The 18603-nt window shown below is 65.1% G+C and carries 18 protein-coding genes; 5 read left to right on the forward strand and 13 right to left on the reverse strand.

What is annotated here, in order from left to right:
- Positions 1-111 precede the first annotated feature (111 nt).
- From AC5V87_RS05905 to AC5V87_RS05925, 5 genes are all read right to left on the reverse strand, one after another.
- Complete coding sequence (locus tag AC5V87_RS05905) at positions 112-1467, reverse strand: esterase-like activity of phytase family protein (RefSeq protein WP_456840931.1); 1356 nt, start codon at positions 1465-1467, stop codon at positions 112-114.
- Positions 1468-1708: 241 nt separating this feature from the next.
- Positions 1709-2605, reverse strand: a complete 897-nt coding sequence (locus tag AC5V87_RS05910; RefSeq protein ID WP_456840930.1) for a carbohydrate ABC transporter permease — start codon at positions 2603-2605, stop codon at positions 1709-1711.
- Entirely contained in the window at positions 2598-3554 is a 957-nt protein-coding gene (locus tag AC5V87_RS05915; protein ID WP_495370262.1) for a carbohydrate ABC transporter permease, read from the reverse strand. Before AC5V87_RS05915 ends, AC5V87_RS05910 begins: the two co-directional genes overlap by 8 nt.
- 176 nt (positions 3555-3730) lie before the next feature.
- The gene (locus AC5V87_RS05920) at positions 3731-5074 is read right to left on the reverse strand and encodes an ABC transporter substrate-binding protein (RefSeq protein ID WP_456840928.1); all 1344 of its coding nucleotides are present in this window, start codon (positions 5072-5074) and stop codon (positions 3731-3733) included.
- Positions 5075-5160: 86 nt separating this feature from the next.
- Entirely contained in the window at positions 5161-6204 is a 1044-nt protein-coding gene (locus AC5V87_RS05925) for a C-terminal binding protein (RefSeq protein WP_495370263.1), read from the reverse strand.
- Between the two features lie 251 nt (positions 6205-6455).
- Between AC5V87_RS05925 and AC5V87_RS05930 the strand changes: the two genes are divergently transcribed.
- Positions 6456-8141 (forward strand): methyl-accepting chemotaxis protein, encoded by a 1686-nt coding sequence (locus tag AC5V87_RS05930; RefSeq protein WP_495370264.1) that lies wholly within the window; start codon positions 6456-6458, stop codon positions 8139-8141.
- A 172-nt stretch (positions 8142-8313) separates the two neighbouring features.
- Here AC5V87_RS05930 and AC5V87_RS05935 read toward each other — a convergent pair whose 3' ends face one another.
- From AC5V87_RS05935 to AC5V87_RS05945, 3 genes are all read right to left on the reverse strand, one after another.
- On the reverse strand, positions 8314-9291 hold the full coding sequence (locus AC5V87_RS05935) for a Bug family tripartite tricarboxylate transporter substrate binding protein (protein ID WP_456840926.1): 978 nt from the start codon (positions 9289-9291) through the stop codon (positions 8314-8316).
- A gap of 286 nt (positions 9292-9577) precedes the next feature.
- Entirely contained in the window at positions 9578-10513 is a 936-nt protein-coding gene (locus AC5V87_RS05940) for a DMT family transporter (RefSeq protein WP_495370265.1), read from the reverse strand.
- Between the two features lie 257 nt (positions 10514-10770).
- Positions 10771-11703, reverse strand: a complete 933-nt coding sequence (locus AC5V87_RS05945; protein WP_495370266.1) for a DMT family transporter — start codon at positions 11701-11703, stop codon at positions 10771-10773.
- 426 nt (positions 11704-12129) lie between these two features.
- Here AC5V87_RS05945 and AC5V87_RS05950 point away from each other — a divergent pair, with 426 nt between their 5' ends.
- Together AC5V87_RS05950 and AC5V87_RS05955 are read left to right on the forward strand one after the other, a co-directional pair.
- On the forward strand, positions 12130-13422 hold the full coding sequence (locus tag AC5V87_RS05950; RefSeq protein WP_456840923.1) for an adenylosuccinate synthase: 1293 nt from the start codon (positions 12130-12132) through the stop codon (positions 13420-13422).
- A 37-nt stretch (positions 13423-13459) separates the two neighbouring features.
- Positions 13460-15070, forward strand: coding sequence for a hypothetical protein (locus tag AC5V87_RS05955; protein WP_495370267.1), 1611 nt, complete (start codon positions 13460-13462; stop codon positions 15068-15070).
- Positions 15071-15075: 5 nt separating this feature from the next.
- On the opposite strand, the gene AC5V87_RS05960 is transcribed toward AC5V87_RS05955, so the two are convergent.
- The 4 genes from AC5V87_RS05960 to AC5V87_RS05975 all read right to left on the reverse strand — a co-directional run bounded on the left by AC5V87_RS05960 (position 15076) and on the right by AC5V87_RS05975 (position 16783).
- Positions 15076-15621 (reverse strand): hypothetical protein, encoded by a 546-nt coding sequence (locus tag AC5V87_RS05960; protein WP_495370268.1) that lies wholly within the window; start codon positions 15619-15621, stop codon positions 15076-15078.
- A gap of 127 nt (positions 15622-15748) precedes the next feature.
- Positions 15749-16021: a hypothetical protein gene (locus AC5V87_RS05965; protein ID WP_456840920.1), complete on the reverse strand. Its 273-nt coding sequence runs from the start codon at positions 16019-16021 to the stop codon at positions 15749-15751.
- Between the two features lie 259 nt (positions 16022-16280).
- A complete protein-coding gene (locus tag AC5V87_RS05970) occupies positions 16281-16511 on the reverse strand; it encodes a hypothetical protein (protein WP_495370269.1) in 231 nt (76 codons plus the stop codon).
- A gap of 35 nt (positions 16512-16546) precedes the next feature.
- Positions 16547-16783, reverse strand: coding sequence for a hypothetical protein (locus tag AC5V87_RS05975; protein WP_456840918.1), 237 nt, complete (start codon positions 16781-16783; stop codon positions 16547-16549).
- Positions 16784-16926: 143 nt separating this feature from the next.
- Here AC5V87_RS05975 and AC5V87_RS05980 point away from each other — a divergent pair, with 143 nt between their 5' ends.
- Both AC5V87_RS05980 and AC5V87_RS05985 read left to right on the forward strand, forming a co-directional pair.
- A complete protein-coding gene (locus AC5V87_RS05980; RefSeq protein ID WP_456840917.1) occupies positions 16927-17352 on the forward strand; it encodes a DUF5413 family protein in 426 nt (141 codons plus the stop codon).
- A gap of 59 nt (positions 17353-17411) precedes the next feature.
- Positions 17412-17969, forward strand: coding sequence for a DUF4112 domain-containing protein (locus AC5V87_RS05985; protein ID WP_456840916.1), 558 nt, complete (start codon positions 17412-17414; stop codon positions 17967-17969).
- 277 nt (positions 17970-18246) lie between these two features.
- Here the strand turns inward: AC5V87_RS05985 and AC5V87_RS05990 are convergent, their stop codons facing one another.
- Positions 18247-18540, reverse strand: coding sequence for a hypothetical protein (locus AC5V87_RS05990; protein ID WP_456840915.1), 294 nt, complete (start codon positions 18538-18540; stop codon positions 18247-18249).
- Positions 18541-18603: the final 63 nt, after the last annotated feature.

The following is an 18603-nucleotide window of genomic DNA, read 5'->3' on the forward strand; positions in this document are numbered from 1 at the left end:
GGCTTGACCGGGGCATCCAGTACGCCGAGGCCTCGCGATCTAATCGCTGGCGCCGCGGCGTACCGGATCGCCCGGTCAAGCCGGGCGATGACAGTTGGAAGGAGGCGGGCCTTACCTCGCCTTCAGGAAATCGGCGACTTCGAGCAGCATGAACTCGTCGTCGTCGGCCTTGTTGGGATCGCGGCTGGAGGAGAACGGCAAATTGTTGTCGTTGCCGACAATAATGTGGGTGTCGTCGACGCGATCGACGTTCTCGATGGTGAAGAACGGAAAGGTGTAGACGCCGTCGTTGAGCGGCTTCCTGGCCTTCTTGTCGGGGTCCTGGATCTTCAACAAATCGATATAGCCGATCTTGCGCACGGGCTTGCCGACATTGGCGTCCGAGAGCTCGATCTTGTAGATGCGCTTGAACTTGGCGATGTCAGGGAAGCAGTTCTCGCCGCGCTGGCCTTGCGGGCAGGCCTTGTCGGCGGTGCCTTCGCCATTGTCGCGCTCGATGATCAGGCCGGCGGTCGGGTCGATCATGTTGAAATCGCCGATGGCGTTGCCGTTCTGCTCGAACACATACTGCCAGTAACGCCCGGTGAATTTCTCCGCGGCGACGTCGAATTCGAGGATGCGGGAAGCTTCCTTGCCGTCGACCTTCTCCCAATCCTTCTTCTCGGCATCCCACAGCGGGCCCTCGAGCAGGCCGTAGAGGAACTTGCCGTCCTTCGAGGAGGCAAAGCCTTCATAGCCCTTGGAGCGGCGTAGGTTGACGTTGGTGTAGGTCTGGCCCGGCGCGCCCGGCGTTGCCACTGCCCAATTGTCGGGCGAGCGCACCGGCTTGCCGTCGGCAACCGTCTCGAACACGGCGAGGATCTTGCCCGATTTGTCGGCTTTCAGGATGTACGGGCCGAACTCGTCGCCGATCCAGAAGACATCGCCGATGATCTGAAAACCTTCGGTGTCAAAGTCGGAGCCAGTCAGGTAACGCTTCTGGGTGTCCTCGTGCACGATGCGGAAGGGGACCTTCTTGTCGGGATCGTGCAGGAAGACGGTCTCCTGGCGCTCGATCTTGCCGCTGGCCCAATCCATCTTGTAGCGGTTCAGGTACAGCATGGAATCCGGCGAGTTGGCGCGGGCGCCCATGCCGTTGTCGGTGATCACCCAGAAAGTGCCGTCGGGCATGGTCTTGATGCCGGAATGGCCCTGCAGCGGCTGTCCCTTGAACGGCAGCGAGACGCCGGTCGGACGCTCATAGGACTTCCCCATCACGGTGCCCAGCGCGTCGACACGCTTGCCGGTGGTGTACTTGCCCGACGTCTTGAGATCGGCGGGTGCGTCGCTCGGCGCGTCGATGAAGGTGGCGGCTGGCATCACCACGTGGCCGGCGAGCTTGGCCGGGAACTCGCTCTCGTTCTGGGCGAGCGCGGTGCTCGCGGTGAGAATGATCGTTGCGACGGAGGCAAGAAAGGTCGCGCGCATGTGCGTCTCCTGTTGGCGGACGACGCCTTATGCGGATCGCATATTGCAGTTTTGTGAAGCCGGACCAAACGCCGCAGCGCTCTTCGCCTCTCCGCGCTCGCGGGGAGAGGCCGGAATTTGCGCCAGCAAATTCCGGGTGAGGGGCTGCTTCCGCGAGTCCGTCTCTCATTGTATTCGCGGAAGCAGCCGCTCACCCCAATCCTCTCCCCGTAGGAACGGGGAGAGGAACGAGAGAACGAGTCTACTCCTTGACCGCACCGGTCAGCGAGGACACGTAATAGTCCACGAACAGCGAATAAAAGATCGCGACCGGTAGCGACCCGAGCAGCGAGCCGGCCATCAGCGCGCCCCATTGGTAGACGTCGCCGGTGACGAGCTCGGTCAGGATCGCGACCGGCACGGTCTTGTTGGCGCCGCTCTGGATGAAGGCGAGCGCGTAGATGAACTCGTTCCAGGACAGCGTGAAGGAAAAGATGCCCGCCGAGATCAGACCGGGCACCGCCAGCGGCAGCGTGATCCGGCGCAGGATCTGCAGCCGCGTCGCGCCGTCGACCAGCGCGCATTCCTCGAGCTCGTAGGGGATCGACTTGAAATAGCCGATCAGCAGCCAGGTGCAGAACGGCACTAGGAAGGTCGGATAGACCAGGATCAGGGCAAGCGGCGAATCGAACAGGCCGAACTGCACCACGACGGTCGCAAGCGGAATGAACAGGATCGACGGCGGCACGAGATAGGCGAGATAGATGCCGAGGCCGACATAGGGGCTGCCGCGGAAGCGCAGGCGCTCGATGGCATAGGCGGCGAGCGTGCTCGCGATCAGCGACAGCGTGGTCGAGCCGATCGCGACCAGCATCGTGGTCTTCAGCCAGCGCGGGTAGGCGGTGTTGAACAAGAGGTGCTTGATATGCGCCAGCGTCGGCGAGGAGATCCAGAACGGATTATGATCCTTGTAGTTCATCAGCTCCGCGTTCGGCTTGAACGAGGTGATCGCCATCCAATAGAACGGAAACAGCAGGATCAGCACGAAGCAGCCGAGCGGCAGATAGATCATCATCAGCCGTCGCAGCCCGGAATCCCAGGCCATGGTGTCGGGAGCGGCTTTGGCCACGGCAGAGCCTTGCGCGACGGTATCAGTCATTGCTCTCTCCCTGCTGCCATTTGCGGCGCGCCAGGCCGAAATAGGAGAACACCGTCGCGAACACCAGGAACGGGATCATCGACACCGCGATTGCGGCGCCTTCACCGAGCTCGCCGCCGGCGATGCCGCGCTGGAACGCCAAGGTCGCAAGCAGATGGGTCGAGTTGACGGGCCCGCCGCGGGTGATGGCATAGACCAGCTGGAAGTCGGTGAAGGTGAAGATGATCGAGAAGGTCATGACGATGGCGAGGATCGGCATCATCATCGGGAAGGTGATGTAGCGGAAGCGCTGCCAGGCGCTGGCGCCGTCGAGCATCGCGGCTTCATAGAGCGAGGGCGAGATGGTCTGCAGGCCCGCCAGCAGCGAGATCGCGACGAAGGGAATGCCGCGCCAGATGTTGGCCGCGATCAGCGAGAACCGCGCCGGCCAGGGCGAGCCGAGGAAATCGACATTGCCCGATCGCCAGTGCAGCACGTCGACCAAGAGATAGGAGATGATCGAGAATTGCGGATCGTAGATCCACCAGAACGCCAGCGCCGAGAGCACCGTCGGCACGATCCAGGGCAGCAGCACGATGGCGCGCAAGAGGCTCTTGAATGGAAAATGATTGTTGAGCAGCAGTGCGAGCCAGAAGCCGAGCGCGAACTTCCCGAAGGTCGCGACCGCCGTGTAGAACACGCTGTAGAACACCGCGTTCCACCACAAGGGATCGGTCAGCAGGTACTGGAAATTTTCGACGCCGACGAAGATGCCGCGCCGCCCGATCGTGGTGTCGGTGAAGGCGAGCCAGATGCCGAGGCCAAGCGGATAGGTCAGGAACACGGCGAGCAGCCCGAGCGCCGGAGCAAGACACATCGCGATCAGGAACGGCTTGTAGTCGAACAGCCGCACGACCCAGTTCGGCTGCCGGGCCACCACGCTGTGCGTTGAAAGAGCGGTTACGGACATCGGATCTTTGTCTTTTCAGGGCGCCACAAGGTCATTCCGGGACGATGCGCAGCATCGAACCCGGAATCTCGAGATTCCAGATGCCCAAATTGCGCACCTGAGGTCTGGTGCTTGCGCACCATCCCGGAATAATGGCCTGTCATTGCTCGCGCAATGATGTCCGTCTTGCTTGCCTCTCACCGGCCCTGCCGCCGGAAGTATCGCTTGCAGCGCTGCTCGGCTTCGGCGGCCGCGGCCTCCGGCGTGGCAGCGCCGGTGGCGACGGAAGCGCACATCTGGACCAGCACGTAATCGGCGCTGACCGCACCGGTGGCGGTCGAGATCGGGCCCTTGTAGCCGTCATAATAGGTGCTGTTCATGGTGTCCTTGAACAGCTTGACCTTGGGATCCTGCGACCAAACGGCGGCCTCGGCATAGGCGGCCAGCGGCTGGGACCAGTAGCCGCTGTTCGCATTGAGCCACGGTTCGTACTGGTCCTTTTCGAGCATGTATTGCAGGAAGGCTTTTGCGGCGTTGGGGTACGGGCTATGCTTGAACACCATGGCGTTCAGCGTCAGGCCCGCCATCGGTGATACCTTGGCGAGGCCCTTGGGCAGCAGCTGATGTTCGCTGTCCTCTGCGATCGCCTTGGTGGCCGGGTCGTTCTTCAGCGAGAAGTATAGTGAGACCCCGTTGGCCGTCAGCGAGATCTCCTGCGAGGAATAGGCGCGGTTATTGCTGACGTCGTTCCAGGACGGCGTACCGGCGATGAAGGTCGGGTACAGCTCCTTGACCCAGTTCAGCGCTGCGATCGTCTCCTTGCTGTTGATGGTAACATTGCCCTCTTCGTCAAGCAGGGAGGCGTTGTGCGACCACAGCGCCCAGTTGGCGAAGCCGTTGCCATCGCCCTTGGCATTGCCGAGCGCGAAGCCCGCCGGCTTGCCGGCCTTGTGCAGCTTGCGGCACACGTCGACCACGCCGGCATGATCTTCCGGAACCTTGTCGAAGCCGACCGATTGCAGGACTGACTTGCGGTAGATCAGGGGGCCGGCGGTGGCGCCGAACGGCAGGCCGATCCAGGCGTCGCTCTTGTTCCTCTTGCCGTAGCGCTGCGCCAGCGGCAGCCAGCCGCCATACTTCTTGCCAAGGTACTCGGCGATGTCGGTGAGCTCGATGAGCTTGTCGATGTAGATGTGGGGTGCGTCGGAGAAGCCGATGATGACGTCGGGGCCGGCGCCGGAGTTCGAGGTCACCGCGGTCTGCTGGTTGATGTCTTCCCAGCCGACGAAGTCGACCTTGACCTCGACGCCCGTCTCCTTGGTGAATTTCGCCGCGTTGGCGCGGAACACGTCCTCGTCGGCCTGGACGAAGCGCACCGGGCGCAGCATGCGCAGCGATGCGCCTTTCTCGATCTCGAGCTTGGGTGCCGGAACATCGGCAGCTCTGATATTGGATGTTTGCGCTGCAGCGCCGGTGGCGGCAAGTGTTGCGGCGGATAGGCCCAGCGCCAAGGCGTCACGACGTGTAAGGTCGCTCCTCATCAGTTCCTCCCTGTTGTCGTCCCTTCCCGGCGTTGATCGCCGGTGAAGGGTCTCGTCCGTTTGTGGCGCGTATGCGCGCCGTCCGCCTAACTGTTCGGTCCGCGATCCATGCTGACGGGCTGCCAGCGGCGAAGCGCGGTGTTTTGCAGCACCGACGGGTTGACACAGCTTACTGGCCACATGCCCTGAAGCACCAGTGACAATTCGTAGCCCACGCGGCGCTTGCGCGCCTCGTCAAACCGTGCCGAGGCCGAGGCGACATGGGCGGTCAGGGTCACGTTCTCCATGCCGAGCAGCGGGTTGTTGTGCGAGGGCGGTTCCTTCTCGAGCACGTCGAGGGCGGCATGGGCGATCCAACCCTCTTGCAGCGCCTTGATCAGGCTCTCCTCGTCCACCGTGGCGCCGCGGCCGGTGTTGATGAAGATCGAGCCTTTCTTCATCTGCCGAAAGTGCTTCTCGGTCAGCATGTGATGCACCTCGGGTCTTGCGGGAGCGTGCATCGAGACGAAGTCGGATTGCGACAGCACCTCGTTCAGCGTCGCCGGGATGACGCCGTGGTCGTACATCAGCGTCTCCTGGATGAACGGATCATAGGCCATCATGCGCAGGCCGAAGGGCGCTGCGCGTTTCGCAACCGCGCGCGCGACGCGGCCGAACGAGATGAAGCCGAGCGTCTGGCCCAGCAGCCGCGGGATCTTCAAGAGCGCTGGCCGGCCTTCGGCCCAGCGGCCGTTGCGTACCATGCGATCCTGCTCGACCAGGCGGCGGAAGCCGGCGAGCAGCAGCATCATGGCGTGGTCGGCGACCTCCTCGATGAAAGTGTCGGGGATGTTGGTGACGGGAATGCCGCGGGCGGTCGCGGCCTTGACGTCGACGCTGTCGACGCCAACCGACCCGAGCGTAATGACCTTGCAGCTCTGCAGGCTGTCGATGATGGTCTTGGTGATCGGGATACCCTTGGCATAGATGGCATCGGCATCCTTCGCGGCGGCGATGAACTCGGCCTCGCTCGCGGGGGCTTCGATGATCTCGGCATCGATCGGATCGAGCGCCTCGCGCTCGTAGGAATAATCGCTGCCCGCGACCGTGAAGCTCGCGCCCTTCGGCGTCACCACCCTGTATTTCGGCATTCTCTGCTCCCGATTTGGTTTCTTGTTGTGACCCGGCCTTCTCCGGGCCTTTGCGTCTTTTACGCGAAATCGAGGCGGGTGCGTACAATTGCCGGTTGTCCGGACCGATGATTATTCCCGGTTTTGCCGGCATGGTCAGGGCTTCTACGGAGGCACGTAAGTAACTTGCTAAGGGTCCCTCCCTAAAAGTTGATTCAATTTCGATCGATTCACTCGCGTGCCGATATCCTTTTTTTGCCCGGAGCCATCCCGTGAAGTTGAGCAATCTGAAGATCGCCCCCAAGCTTGGCATCCTTGTCGGCGTCACCTTGTTCGGCCTTTGCATCTCCGGAGTTCTCGCCGGCTATCTGATGAAGCGCGAGATGGTGAATGCGCGTATCGACCAGACCAAGGCAATCGTCGAGCTGGCCCGCAACTATGCCGCGACACTGATGAAGCGGGTCAATGCCGGCGAGATAACCAAGGACGCCGCACTTGCGGAGCTGCGTCGCTACGGCAACGCGATGACTTACGACAAGGGCTCCGGCTATCTATTCGGCACCACCTATGACGGCATCACGCAGCTCGCGCCGGATCCGAAGCAGATCGGCCAGAACCGCATGGACGTGGAGACGAACGGCCGCAAGCTGTCCCGTGAGATCATGGACGGCGTCAGGGCCAATGGCGACATCCTTCTGTTCTACGAATATGTGAAGCCCGGTCAGCCGGAGCCTATCCGCAAGCTCGGCTACGCGGTCGCCGTGCCCGGTTTCGAGATGTATCTCGGCACGGGCGCCTATCTCGAGGACATCGACCAGAAGATGGGCCCGGTCTACTGGCTGCTTGGCCTTGCCATGCTCGGCATCGTCATCGTCGCAGGCAGCGTCGCCTGGATGATCGGCCGCAGCATCAGCCGTCCGCTGGCATCGCTCGGCGCCCGCATGAAGGATCTCGCCGAGGGCAAGCTCGAGGGCGACATTCCCGGCGTCGGCCGCAGCGACGAGGTCGGCGCGATGGCGTCCACAGTCCAGATCTTCAAGGACAACGCGTTGCGCATCCGCGACCTCGAGAAGACCGAGGCGGATGCCAAGGAGCGCGCCGCGGCGGAACGTCGCAGCGCGATGGAGGACATCGCCAACGACTTCGAACGCAGCGTCAACGGCATCGTCCGCTCGGTCTCCTCCGCCGCGGCCGGCATGCAGTCGACCGCACAGTCGATGACCGCGACCGCGAGCGACGCCTCCTCGCGCGCGGCCACCGTCGGCGCGGCCTCGCAAAAGGCCTCCGGCAATGTCGGCACGGTTGCCGCCGCCGCCGAGGAGCTGTCGAGCTCGGTTGCGGAAATCTCCCGCCAGGTCACCCGCTCGACCGAGGTGGCGAGCAAGGCCGTCAACGACGCCGAGCGCACCAACGCCACCGTCCAAGTGCTCTCCTCCGGCGCGGAGAAGATCGGCGAGGTGGTCAAGTTGATCCATTCGATTGCGGCACAGACCAACCTCCTGGCGCTCAACGCCACCATCGAAGCGGCGCGTGCCGGTGAATCCGGCCGCGGCTTCGCCGTCGTCGCCTCCGAGGTCAAGGCGCTCGCCAATCAGACCGCGAAGGCGACCGAGGAGATCTCGGCGCAAGTGGCGGCCATGCAGACTTCGACCAGCGACGCGGTCGCGGCCATCGCCGGCATCACGCAGACCATCGCCGAGATGAGCGAGATCACCGCCGGCATCTCCGCCTCGATCGAGCAACAGGGCGAAGCTACGCGCGAGATCGCCCGCAACATTCAGTCGGTCGCGGCCGGCTCGAACGAGATCAACGCCAACATCGGCAGCGTCACCTCGGCCGCGGAAGCGACCGGTGCGGCTGCCACCGACGTGCTCGCCAACGCCCGCGAGCTGGACAGCCAGTCCGGCGCGCTGCGCAGCGCAGTTGACGGCTTCCTCGCCAAGGTGCGTGCGGCGTAACACAGGCCTCGTGCCCCGGACGCATCAGCGCGTTTACGCGCGTCTTCGACGCGCTATGGCAGCGCTTCTTCAGCGGCGCGCCGCAGAGCCGGGGTGCATGCTGCGGCAATCCGGGTCCCGGCTCAGCGTCGCACCGCTTCGCGCTGCGCCGCGTCCGGGACACGAGACCGTTCTACTGCTTCTCGATCCCCGCGTCCCGGATCAGCCGCTCCCACAGCACCAGCTGCTCGTTCACGAACGTGCCGAGCTCCTCGGGCGTGCCGGAGAACGCGTCCATGCCCAGCGTGGCGAGCTGGGCCTTGATCTCCGGCTTCTCGACGATCTTCCGGATCTCGGCATTGAGGCGCGTCACGATCTCCCTGGGCATGCCGGCCGGGCCGAAATAGCCCTGCCAGGACGAGATGTCGAAATCAGGCACGCCGGCCTCCTGCATCGAGGGCAGGCTCGGGATCAGCGGCGTGCGGTCCTTGGTGGTCACGGCGAGCGCGCGCAGCGCGTTGCCCTGGACGTGGGGCAGGCCGGTCAGGATGTCCACGAACATCATCGAGACGCGGCCGCCCATGACGTCGTTGAGCGCCGGCGGCGAGCTCTTGTAGGGCACATGCAACAGGTCGAGCCCGGCCTTGTGCGCAAAAGTCGCACCCGACACGATCGCCGAGGATGAGCCCGAGGCGTAGCTCAGCTTGCCTGGATTGGCCTTGCCGTAGGCGACCAGCTCGGCAACGCTCCTGGCCGGCACATCGGGGTGGATCACCAGCATGAAGGGCAGATCGCCGGTGCGGGCGATCGGGGTGAAGTCCTTGACCGGATCGTAGGTCAGGCTCTTGAGCAGATAGGGATTGGCCGAATGCGTGGTGTTGGTCGTCACCAGCAACGTGTAGCCATCGGGCGCGGCGCGCGCGACATAGGTTGCGGCGATCATGCCGTTGGCGCCGGCCTTGTTCTCGATGACGATGCCGACGCCGAGCGCCTGCGACAGATGCTGCGAGATCAGCCGCGTCGTGGTGTCGGTGCCGCTGCCGGCGGCGAACGGCAGCACCAGCGTGATGTTGCGGCTCGGCCAGGTCTCGGCGTGCGCGGCGCATGCCGCGGCGAGGCAGAGCGCGGCCGCGCCGGCGGTGCGCAGCGTTCGGATCAATGATGTCAGCATGTTCAGACGTTCCCTCTTTTTCGTTGGCGGGGAACCTAGCTTGTCCAGCTAAAAATCAAAAGACGAGAGTAACTCGATCTCGTGCCCCGGACGCCATCAGCGCGTTTACGCGCGTCTTGGACGCGCTATGGCAGCGCTCCCTGGCGATGCGAAGCATCGTCCAGAAGCGGTGCGCTACAGAGCCGGGGCCCATGCCGCGGCAAGCTGGCTCCCGGTTCAGCAGCGCATCACCGCGTGCTGCGCCCCGCTCGGGACACGAGACTTGTCGTGCGCCCGCGGCGCGGAATTACTTTACCGCAGAGCCCTGCCGCGAGGCGATGATGACGCCGGCGAGCACCAGGGCGTAGCCGATCAGATGAAACGGCTGCAGCTTTTCGCCGAGCAGCAGGATCGCCATCGCGGAGCCGAACACCGGCACCAGATGGAAGAACGGCGCGGCGCGGTTCGGGCCGATCAGCGCGACGCCGCGGTTGAAGAAGAGATAGGCGAGCGTCGAGGGGAAGATCAGGATGTAGCCGAGCGTCATCAGCGTCACGCTGTCGAATTGCAGCGCGCTGCCGCTCCTGGCTTCCCAGATCGCGGTCGGCAGCAGCATCATCGCGCCGCAGCAGGTGGTGAAGGACAGGAACGAGAGCTGATGAACTTTCGGCCGGCGCGGGATGAAGGCGGAGTAGATTCCGAATGCCACCAGCGAGGAGGCGAACATGAGGTCGCCCCTGTTGAAGCTGATGCCGGCGAGTGCGGCGAGATCGCCGCGCAGGATGATGATCAGCACGCCGAGCAGCGAGATCGCGATGCCGGCGAGTTGTGCTCCGGTCAGCCCGACGCCGAACAGCACCAGCGACCACAGCGCCACGAACAGGGGACCTGCCGACTGGATCAGCAGCGCGTTCAGCGCCTCCGTGTATTGCAGCGCCCAGTACGAGATCGCGTTGTTGAAGGCAAAGCCGACCAGCGAGAGGAACAGCATGAGGGGCAGGCTGTTGCGCAGGGCGGGCCAGTCGCGCTTCAGATGCGGCCAGGCGAACGGCAGCAGGATCAGGAACACGCCGAACCAGCGGATCGTAGTCACCGTCAGCGGCGGCACATGCGCGCCGACATGGCGCGCGAGCACGATGTTGCCGGCCCAGAACAGCGAGCTCAGGCTGAGCAGCAGATAAGGCTGGTTGTTGAGCCAACTGGCCGGATTGGCGGCCTTTGGCGCGGGCGAAGCGATCGTCATTGGCGTTGGCAACGAGCTTGCGCCGGATCGCCGATATGACACAAGTCACGCCGCCGCAATGCTACAATGCGTGCACCAGCTGCGGAGGTGTCATTGGCGGTTAATATGTTGAACATCGAAGGCCTGACAGTCTCTCCGCGTCTGACAGATCGTTAAGAGTGGGCGAAGGCGCGCTCTTCGCGCGCCGTGCTCGCCATCCTCTCCGTTGCGGCTGGCATGGCGGGCACGCTTCGCGTTGCCCGCCCGACGAGGGCGAATTAACTCGCCTGCTTCCTCGACGCCACGAACACGCCCGACAGCACCAGCGCAAATCCGATAAAGTGGAAGGCCTGCGGGTGCTCGCCCAGGAACGCCATCGCCATGATCGAGCCGAACACCGGCACGACATGGAAGAACGGCGCGGCGCGGTTGGCGCCGATCAGGCGGACGCCGCGATTGAAGCAGAGATAGGCGAGCGTCGAAGGAAACACGGCGACATAGAACAGCGTCAGGAGGTTCGGCCCGTCGAGCTTCATGACCGGGCGCGCCGACAGCTCCCAGATCTCCAGCGGAATCAGACACGCCGCGCCTGCGCCGAAGGTGAAGGCGAGGAACGACAGGCCGTGCATCGGCGGCCGCTTCAGGGTCAGCACCGAATACAGCGCGAAGAAGATGAGCGCGACGATGAAGATGAGATCGCCCTTGTTGAACGCGATGTTCGACAGCGCGGTGAAATCGCCTTGCAGCAGGATGGTCAGCACGCCGCACATCGACAGCAGCACGCCGAACGCCTGGCCTGCGGTGAGGCGGACGCCGAGGATGGCGAGCGACCACAGCGCCACCAGCAGCGGCGCGGCCGATTGCAGCAGCAGCGTGTTGAGCGCCTGGGTATGCTCCAGCGCCCAATATTGCAGCGTGTTGAAGGCGCCGATGCCGATGATCGAGAGCGTGATCATGAGGCCGAGCCGACCCCGGATCGCGGGCCAGTCCTGGGCAAGGTGCTTCCAGGCGAACGGCAGCACCAGCACGAAGGCGAAGGTCCAGCGCAGGAACGAAAGCGTTACCGGCGGGATGTGGCCGGCGGCCAGGCGCCCGACGATGGCGTTGCCGGCCCAGCACAGCGCGGTGATGCTGAGCAGCAGATAAGGCTGGTTGGCAATCCAGTTGTGACCGGAGGTCTCGGTGCCCGTGGTCTGCCCGGTGGCGGTCATTGTGATTGTTATGGCCCCGCGTCATGCGCCGGGGCCCCGACCCGGCGATAGCAGGGCCGGCTGATCGCCCGGCCTGGCCCAAAGACACGGAAATCGCGGTTGCATCAACCTGGGGCGGGTGCATCGCGACCATGCAGCGGCGAAGGCGGCTTCTCACGCTTTGGTCGAAGGTGTGGCGCCGGCCGCCAAGGTTGCGAGATTTTAAGGGGATATCAAAGGCTTGGGCCGGCCTCCGGGGCCCGAAAAAGCCCCGTTCTTGCTTGCCTAGAAGGGCCGCTTCCTTTATCCGGTGGGGTTGCCTCGCGTGCGAACGGCCTTGGGCCGGGAATAGGGCTGGGCGCTAGGCACGATCTTAGGAAAAGTGGGTCCCGGTTTTCCGTTCGGATCGTGCCACCTACAGAGAAATCTTCGAAGGATTACCCGCGAATGGCCAATGTTGTCGTCGTCGGCGCCCAGTGGGGCGACGAAGGGAAGGGCAAGATCGTCGACTGGTTGTCGGAGCAGGCGGACATCGTCGTCCGCTTCCAGGGCGGTCATAACGCCGGCCATACGCTGGTGATCAACGGCAAGACCTATAAGCTCGCGCTGTTGCCCTCGGGCGTGCTGCGCGAGGGCAAGCTCTCCGTGATCGGCAACGGCGTGGTGTTCGATCCCGCCGCCTTCCTCGACGAGGTCACCAAGCTGCGTGCGCAGGGTGTCTCGGTCTCCCCCGACAATCTGCGTGTCGCCGAGAACGTCACCCTGATCCTGCCGCTGCACCGTGAGCTCGATGCGTTGCGCGAATCCGCGAGCGCGGCGACCGCGATCGGCACGACCCGCCGCGGCATCGGCCCGGCTTATGAGGACAAGGTCGGCCGCCGCGCCATCCGCCTGATGGACCTCGCCGACCTCGACACCCTGCCGCACAAGATCGACCGGCTGCTGGCGCATCACAACGCGCTGCGCCGTGGTCTCAACCTGCCGGAGTTCGACGGCAAGGAGATCCTGAAGGAGCTGAGCGCGCTGGCGCCGCAGCTGTTGCCCTATGCGGAAACGGTGTGGCGGCTGCTCGATATCGAGCGGCGCGCCGGCAAGCGCATGCTGTTCGAGGGCGCGCAAGGCGCGTTGCTCGACGTCGACCACGGCACTTACCCCTACGTCACCTCGTCCAACACGGTGGCGGCGCAGGCCGCGACCGGCGCCGGCCTCGGGCCGGGCGCCGTCGGCTACGTGCTCGGCCTGTGCAAGGCCTACACGACCCGTGTCGGCCAGGGCCCGTTCCCGACCGAGCAGGACAATGAGACCGGCCGCAAGATCGGCGAGCGCGGCCGCGAGTTCGGCACCAACACCGGTCGTCCGCGCCGCTGCGGCTGGTTCGACGCCGTGCTGGTCCGCCAGGCGGTCCGCACCTGCGGCATCAATGGCCTGGCGCTGACCAAGCTCGACATCCTCGACGGCTTCGACACGATCGAGGTCTGCACCGGCTACAAGCTCGACGGCAAGGAGATCGACCATTTCCCGGCCGGCGAGGGCGCCCAGGCCCGGGTCGAGCCGATCTACGAGACCATCGAGGGCTGGAAGGAGCCGACCGCCAATGCGCGGTCCTGGGCCGACCTGCCGGCCCAGGCCATCAAATATGTCCGCCGGATCGAGGAATTGGTGGGGTGTCCGGTCGCGCTGCTTTCCACCAGCCCTGAACGTGAAGATACTATCCTGGTGCAAAATCCGTTTGAGGCTTAACGATATCTTACCGGGAGGCGCGTATAGTTGAGTAGAAATGGCTGATTACTATCCGCTGATCGCCCGCGCTATTGCCGCCCTGGACCCCAACGCTCCCGGCGAAAGCCGTCGTGCGCTCTATGAGCGCGCGCGCACGGCGCTGATCGCGCAGCTGCGCAGCGTGCAGCCGCCGCTCTCCGAATCCGAGATCACCCGCGAGCGGCTGTCGCTGGAAGAGGCGGTTCGCAAGGTCGAATCCGAGGCCGCCCAGCGCGCCCGCGAGGCCTCGCGGCCCGGTGGCGGCGGTGGGCGCGGCGGCAGCGGCGATGCCTTCCGGAGAGCCAGCACCCGCGCCGCCGAGGGCAATGCGGCCGGGCCTCAGCCGGGTAGCCCGCCCCGCACCCGTCCGGCCCCGCCGCCGCCGCGGGCCGACCGTCCGTCCTTCAATGCCGATGACCAGGGCGATGCCCAGCGTCCGCCGCGGGCGCCGCGTTTCGACGCCCCGCGCCAGCCGGGTCCGCCCGCTCCGCCGATGCCGGAGCCGCCGGCACCTCCGCAGGCCGGGCGCGATCGCGCCGGCGGGCGCCGTCCGCCGGACATCGGACCGCCGCCGCTGCCGCCCGCGCCGGGCGTGCGCGGCTTCCGCGACATCACCGCCGACGCCAACGATCTCGGGAGGGCCGCTGCGCAGGCCAACCGTGCCGCGCGCCGCACCTACGCCAACGTGCCCTCGCCCTCGCCGGAATTCGACCGGCTGGAGCCGAGCCTGGAAAACCGCGCCGGCGAGCAGGACGCGCCCTATTCCTACGACGAGTCGGTGGAGGAGGCCGAGGGCTACACGCCACCGTCGCCGCGTCCGCGCATCGGGCCGGAGCGCGACGCCAAGAAGCGCGCCCGCACCGGCTCGATGTTCCCGTTCAAGAGCGCGATCGCCATCGGCATCGTGTTGATCCTGGTCGGCGCCGGCATCCTCTGGGGCAAGCAGCTGGTCCAGACCGCGACCAATCTGTTCAAGTCCTCGCCGACCCAGGTGGTGGAGGCGCCGAAGGATCAGTCACAGCCGCAGAGCAAGCCGAAGATCCCGGATCGGGTCGGCCAGCCCTCCGCCAGTGACCAGCCGGTCGCGCCGGTGGCGCAGAAGGTCGTCCTGTACGACGAGGATCCGTCCGATCCGAAGGGCAAGCAATATGTCGGCTCGGTGGTGTGGCGGCTCGAGCCGATCAAGGCGTCGGGCAACCAGAAGGCCGACGTCGCCGTGCGCGCCGACATCGAGATCCCCGACCGCAAGTTCAAGATGACGATGTCGTTCCGCCGCAACACCGACTCGTCGCTGCCGGCGAGCCACACCGCGGAATTGACCTTCATCCTGCCGCCGGATTTTTCGGGCGGCAGCGTCTCCAACGTGCCGGGCATCCTGATGAAGTCGAACGAGCAGGCGCGCGGCACGCCGCTCGCCGGCCTCGCGGTCAAGGTCACCGACGGCTTTTTCCTGGTCGGCCTCTCCAATGTCGATGCCGACCGCGCGCGCAACGTCCAGCTCCTGAAGGAGCGCTCATGGTTCGACGTGCCGCTGGTCTACGCCAACCAGCGCCGCGCCATCATCGCCATCGAGAAGGGCGCCCCGGGCGAGCGCGCCTTCAACGACGCCTTCGCGCAGTGGGGCGACTAGCCCAACTACTTCGACGTCGAGCCGATTGGATTTTCCGGCGAGCCAAGGCCCGAGCCGGAGCTGCCGATCGGTTGCCCGTTGGCGGTATGGCCGACGCCGACCCCGGCCGCACCGACGGCACCCGTTGATTGGTCCGCTCCCGGTGCCGTGTTCGAACCGTTGATGGCCGTACTCCTCTGAGCGGACGCCGTCGCGCTCGGGCCAACGAGCGACGGATCGGACGGCACGAAATAGTTCGTCGCCTTCCTCGGCGGCGCGATTGCGCCTGTGGTGCCCGTCGTTCCCCTCGTGCCGCCTGTGGTTCCGCTGGTGCTGCCCGTCGGTCCTAAATTGGTCGCCGGCCTGATGGTGCTGGTCCCGCTGTACGCGCCATAAGTGCCGGCACCATAGGCTCCGTTCCCGTAGGCGCCCGTTGAACCCGCGGCCGCCGCGCCCGCGGAACCGGTGCCGCCCGAGCCGGCGGCAGCTCCGCTTGTGCCTTGCGCAAGGGCCGGCGTGATGATGCCGTCAAGGACGATCGCGACCAGCGTTCCAAATGTCCGTGAAGCCATGATCCGCTCCGATTGCTCGTTCGAAACGGATCAATGTCGGGAACCCGACAATGTTTCCCGTGAGGCCGGACGCGCGGCGAGCGCGCGTTGTCGCACCCGCCGCTGCTCGACGCTGTCGGCCGCCCGCTTATTGCGCCGCCGCTTCCCGCTTGCGCGCGGCTGCGGCCGCCGCGTGCTCGCGGTCCATCACGGCGCGGCAGCCGGGGCTGACACGCGACTTGTTCCGGACCATGCAGGCAGTGATCCTGGGGATGTCCGGGATTTCACCAGAGCACAACCGCATCGCGTCGGCGGAGCACATTTGCTGTGCTTCGGACGAGAAGGCAAGGCCGGGTGACGTCTGGAGTGCGATGGCGGCGGTGAAGGCGAATAGCGAAACGATGGTGTGATAGCGTGACATGTAGAATGGTCCCCGAGTTCCCTAGGGCTTGAGCCACTTTGATTTTGGGGCGCCGCACGCGGCTTGATCTGCCGCATGTCACAGCCTTCACGCCGGGAGCTTACTCCCGCATGTGGTCGCTCGATTTCCTGATGTCCGAATCGAAAAGTGCTGCGCCGCCCGATTCGAGTATGCGCCATTGTCACGCAGCTGCAATGGTCAACGAGAAGGAATTCGCAGTTGTTGCGCGCACGTCACGCGGAAGGCAGCAATGCGCGGGTCACATCGGCCGATCCGACGATGCGTCCGCGTCGTCCGCATCATCAGCGCCGAGCGCGGCGGCGTGTTCCTCGAGGGCGCTGACGCCTTTTGGCGTGAGCTCGAACAGATCGCCGTCCTTCATCACATAGCCGCCCGCAATCAGCTCGCCGATCTTGCCGTGCCGATCGTCGGCGAAGGCAACCGATTGGCTGATGTCCCTGAGGATCGATAGTTGCTCGTCGCGCAGCATGTCTGACATCGCCGATCTCCGCAGGGGCTCGATCCTCACATGCCGTGGCTCTGGAAGACCTTGCTGCAGGCGCGCGACAGCTTGGCGCGGTTGGCTTGCAGGCAGCTTTGCACCGCGCTGTCATTGCCGAGGTCCTTGCGGCAGAGCCGCGAGGCGTCCCGGGAGCACGCGTTCTGCTCCTGCGGCGTGCCCATGTGGCCCTGCGCAAGAGCGGGAGACAGGCCGCTCATGGCAACCAGCGTGATCGTCGCCAAGACAAGTTTGCGGGACATTGGCGGCTCCAATCCGGCAGCAATGATTCAGGTCCTGTCTGAACTCGGCGCCTTGCCACTTGTTCCCCTTGAGGAGGGGCCCGCGCCTGCTGTTCAAGGTTCCCGCGGCGCTGCTATAACGAGGTGGAGTAACGAGGGGTTCGATGAAACGCTATCTGGTGTTTGCGCTGGTCGGTCCGTTCGTCGGCGGGTTTCTCCTGCTGCTGACCACCACCTACCAGTCCGGCTATTGGGCCCAGACCAGCCTCGGCGAGGTCGGCAAGCTGTTCGCGGTGTTCTTCAAGACCCTGCAATACAGCTACCTGTTCGGCTTCCTGCCCTCGCTGATGATCGGGGCGGTCGACGACATCCTGCTCCATGTCAGGCGGATCGGCCCGGTCGTGCGCATGCTGCTGGTCGGCCTGTTCGCCTTCCTCCTTGCCTCGCTGACCTACAGCTCGCGCGGGCCGGATTCCGGCGTGGTTCAGTTCATCCTGTACGGCCTGGTCGGGCTCGTGCCGGCCGTGATTTCATCCTGGCTCGTGCATAGATATATCGAGGAGCCGCAACCGGCAGCGGCCCCGACCTGAGCGCGCGACGTTCGAGCGCGGCAGCAACCTCCGTCACGCCGTTGCGTTCTCCAGAGACCATGACCATGTCCGATGACGACATCCTTGCTCCGCGCAAATCCCGTTCGGGAGGGCGCTCGCGCGCGGGTTTTTCGGACCGCGAGGCGCGCGGGCCGATCATCGACCAGGAGGGGCATGAGATCCGCCCCGAGACGCTGGATCAGGGGTTTCGCGAGTTTCGCTTCGAGTTCGGCAAGGACAATCCGTTCGCCGGCAGCCCGTTCGGCAGTCTCACCCGTGAGCAGCGCATCGCGCGGCTCGAGGCGATCGCCAAACTGCTCGACGTCGCCTTCATCCTGCCCGGCACCAATATCCGCTACGGCATCGACGGGCTAATCGGGCTGATCCCTGTCGTCGGCGACATCATCACCACTGCGATCTCGCTGTGGCTGGTGCGCGAGGCGCGCGCCTTGGGCGCGCCCTGGTACATCACCGCGCGGATGCTCGGCAATGTCGCGGTCGATGGCGTGGTCGGCATGGTGCCGTTCGCCGGCGACGCCTTCGACGTCATGTTCCGCGCCAACATGCGCAACGTGCGCCTGCTCCGCCGCTGGCTCGACAAGCAGCCGCGGATGTAAGGCTGTTTGCCCCCTCTGGCTCCCCTCTTTTTTGTCCCGGACAAGGTGCAGCGCGTAGGCGCTGCGCCGCAGAGCCTGGACCCAGGAAAGCCGCAAGTGACGTTGATGCGCGGGCCCCGGCTCTGCAGCGCACCGCTGAAGGAGCGCTGCACTGCGTCCAGGGCACAAGAGTTCGCCTTGTTTCTGCAAGCGGGGGGAGGGAGAACCAAAACGCAAAAAGCGCGACGACCGTTCGGCCATCGCGCTTCCTGCGCACATCGGAGGCTTGCGAAGAAACTTACGCCGCGTCGGCGTCGGTCTCGGCGGCCTGCGCCGGCTTGGGACGGCGGGGCAGCGGGAAGGCGTCGCTCTCATAGAGCGAACGGATCCCGTTCTGGTCGAAGCGCGCTTCCTCGACTTGGAGATAGGCGCCGTTCAGTGAATCCGTCGGCAACTGCTCCATCGCGAACTGCACGGCCTCGGCCGCGGTGCCGAACCGGCGATAGGTGAAGCCGGCGCGCTTCTTCTTGCGGATCGCGGCGGGGAACAGTTCGGCGGAAGTGTTGAAGTTGAACGGACGCAGTGGACGCATGGTCAAAGACCTCGTGATCTTCTCTGGGGCTTCAAGCGCGTGGGGTTTGGGAGGGCAGGGGCC

The sequence above is a fragment of the Bradyrhizobium sp. SOJA106 genome (genome assembly GCF_059448745.1).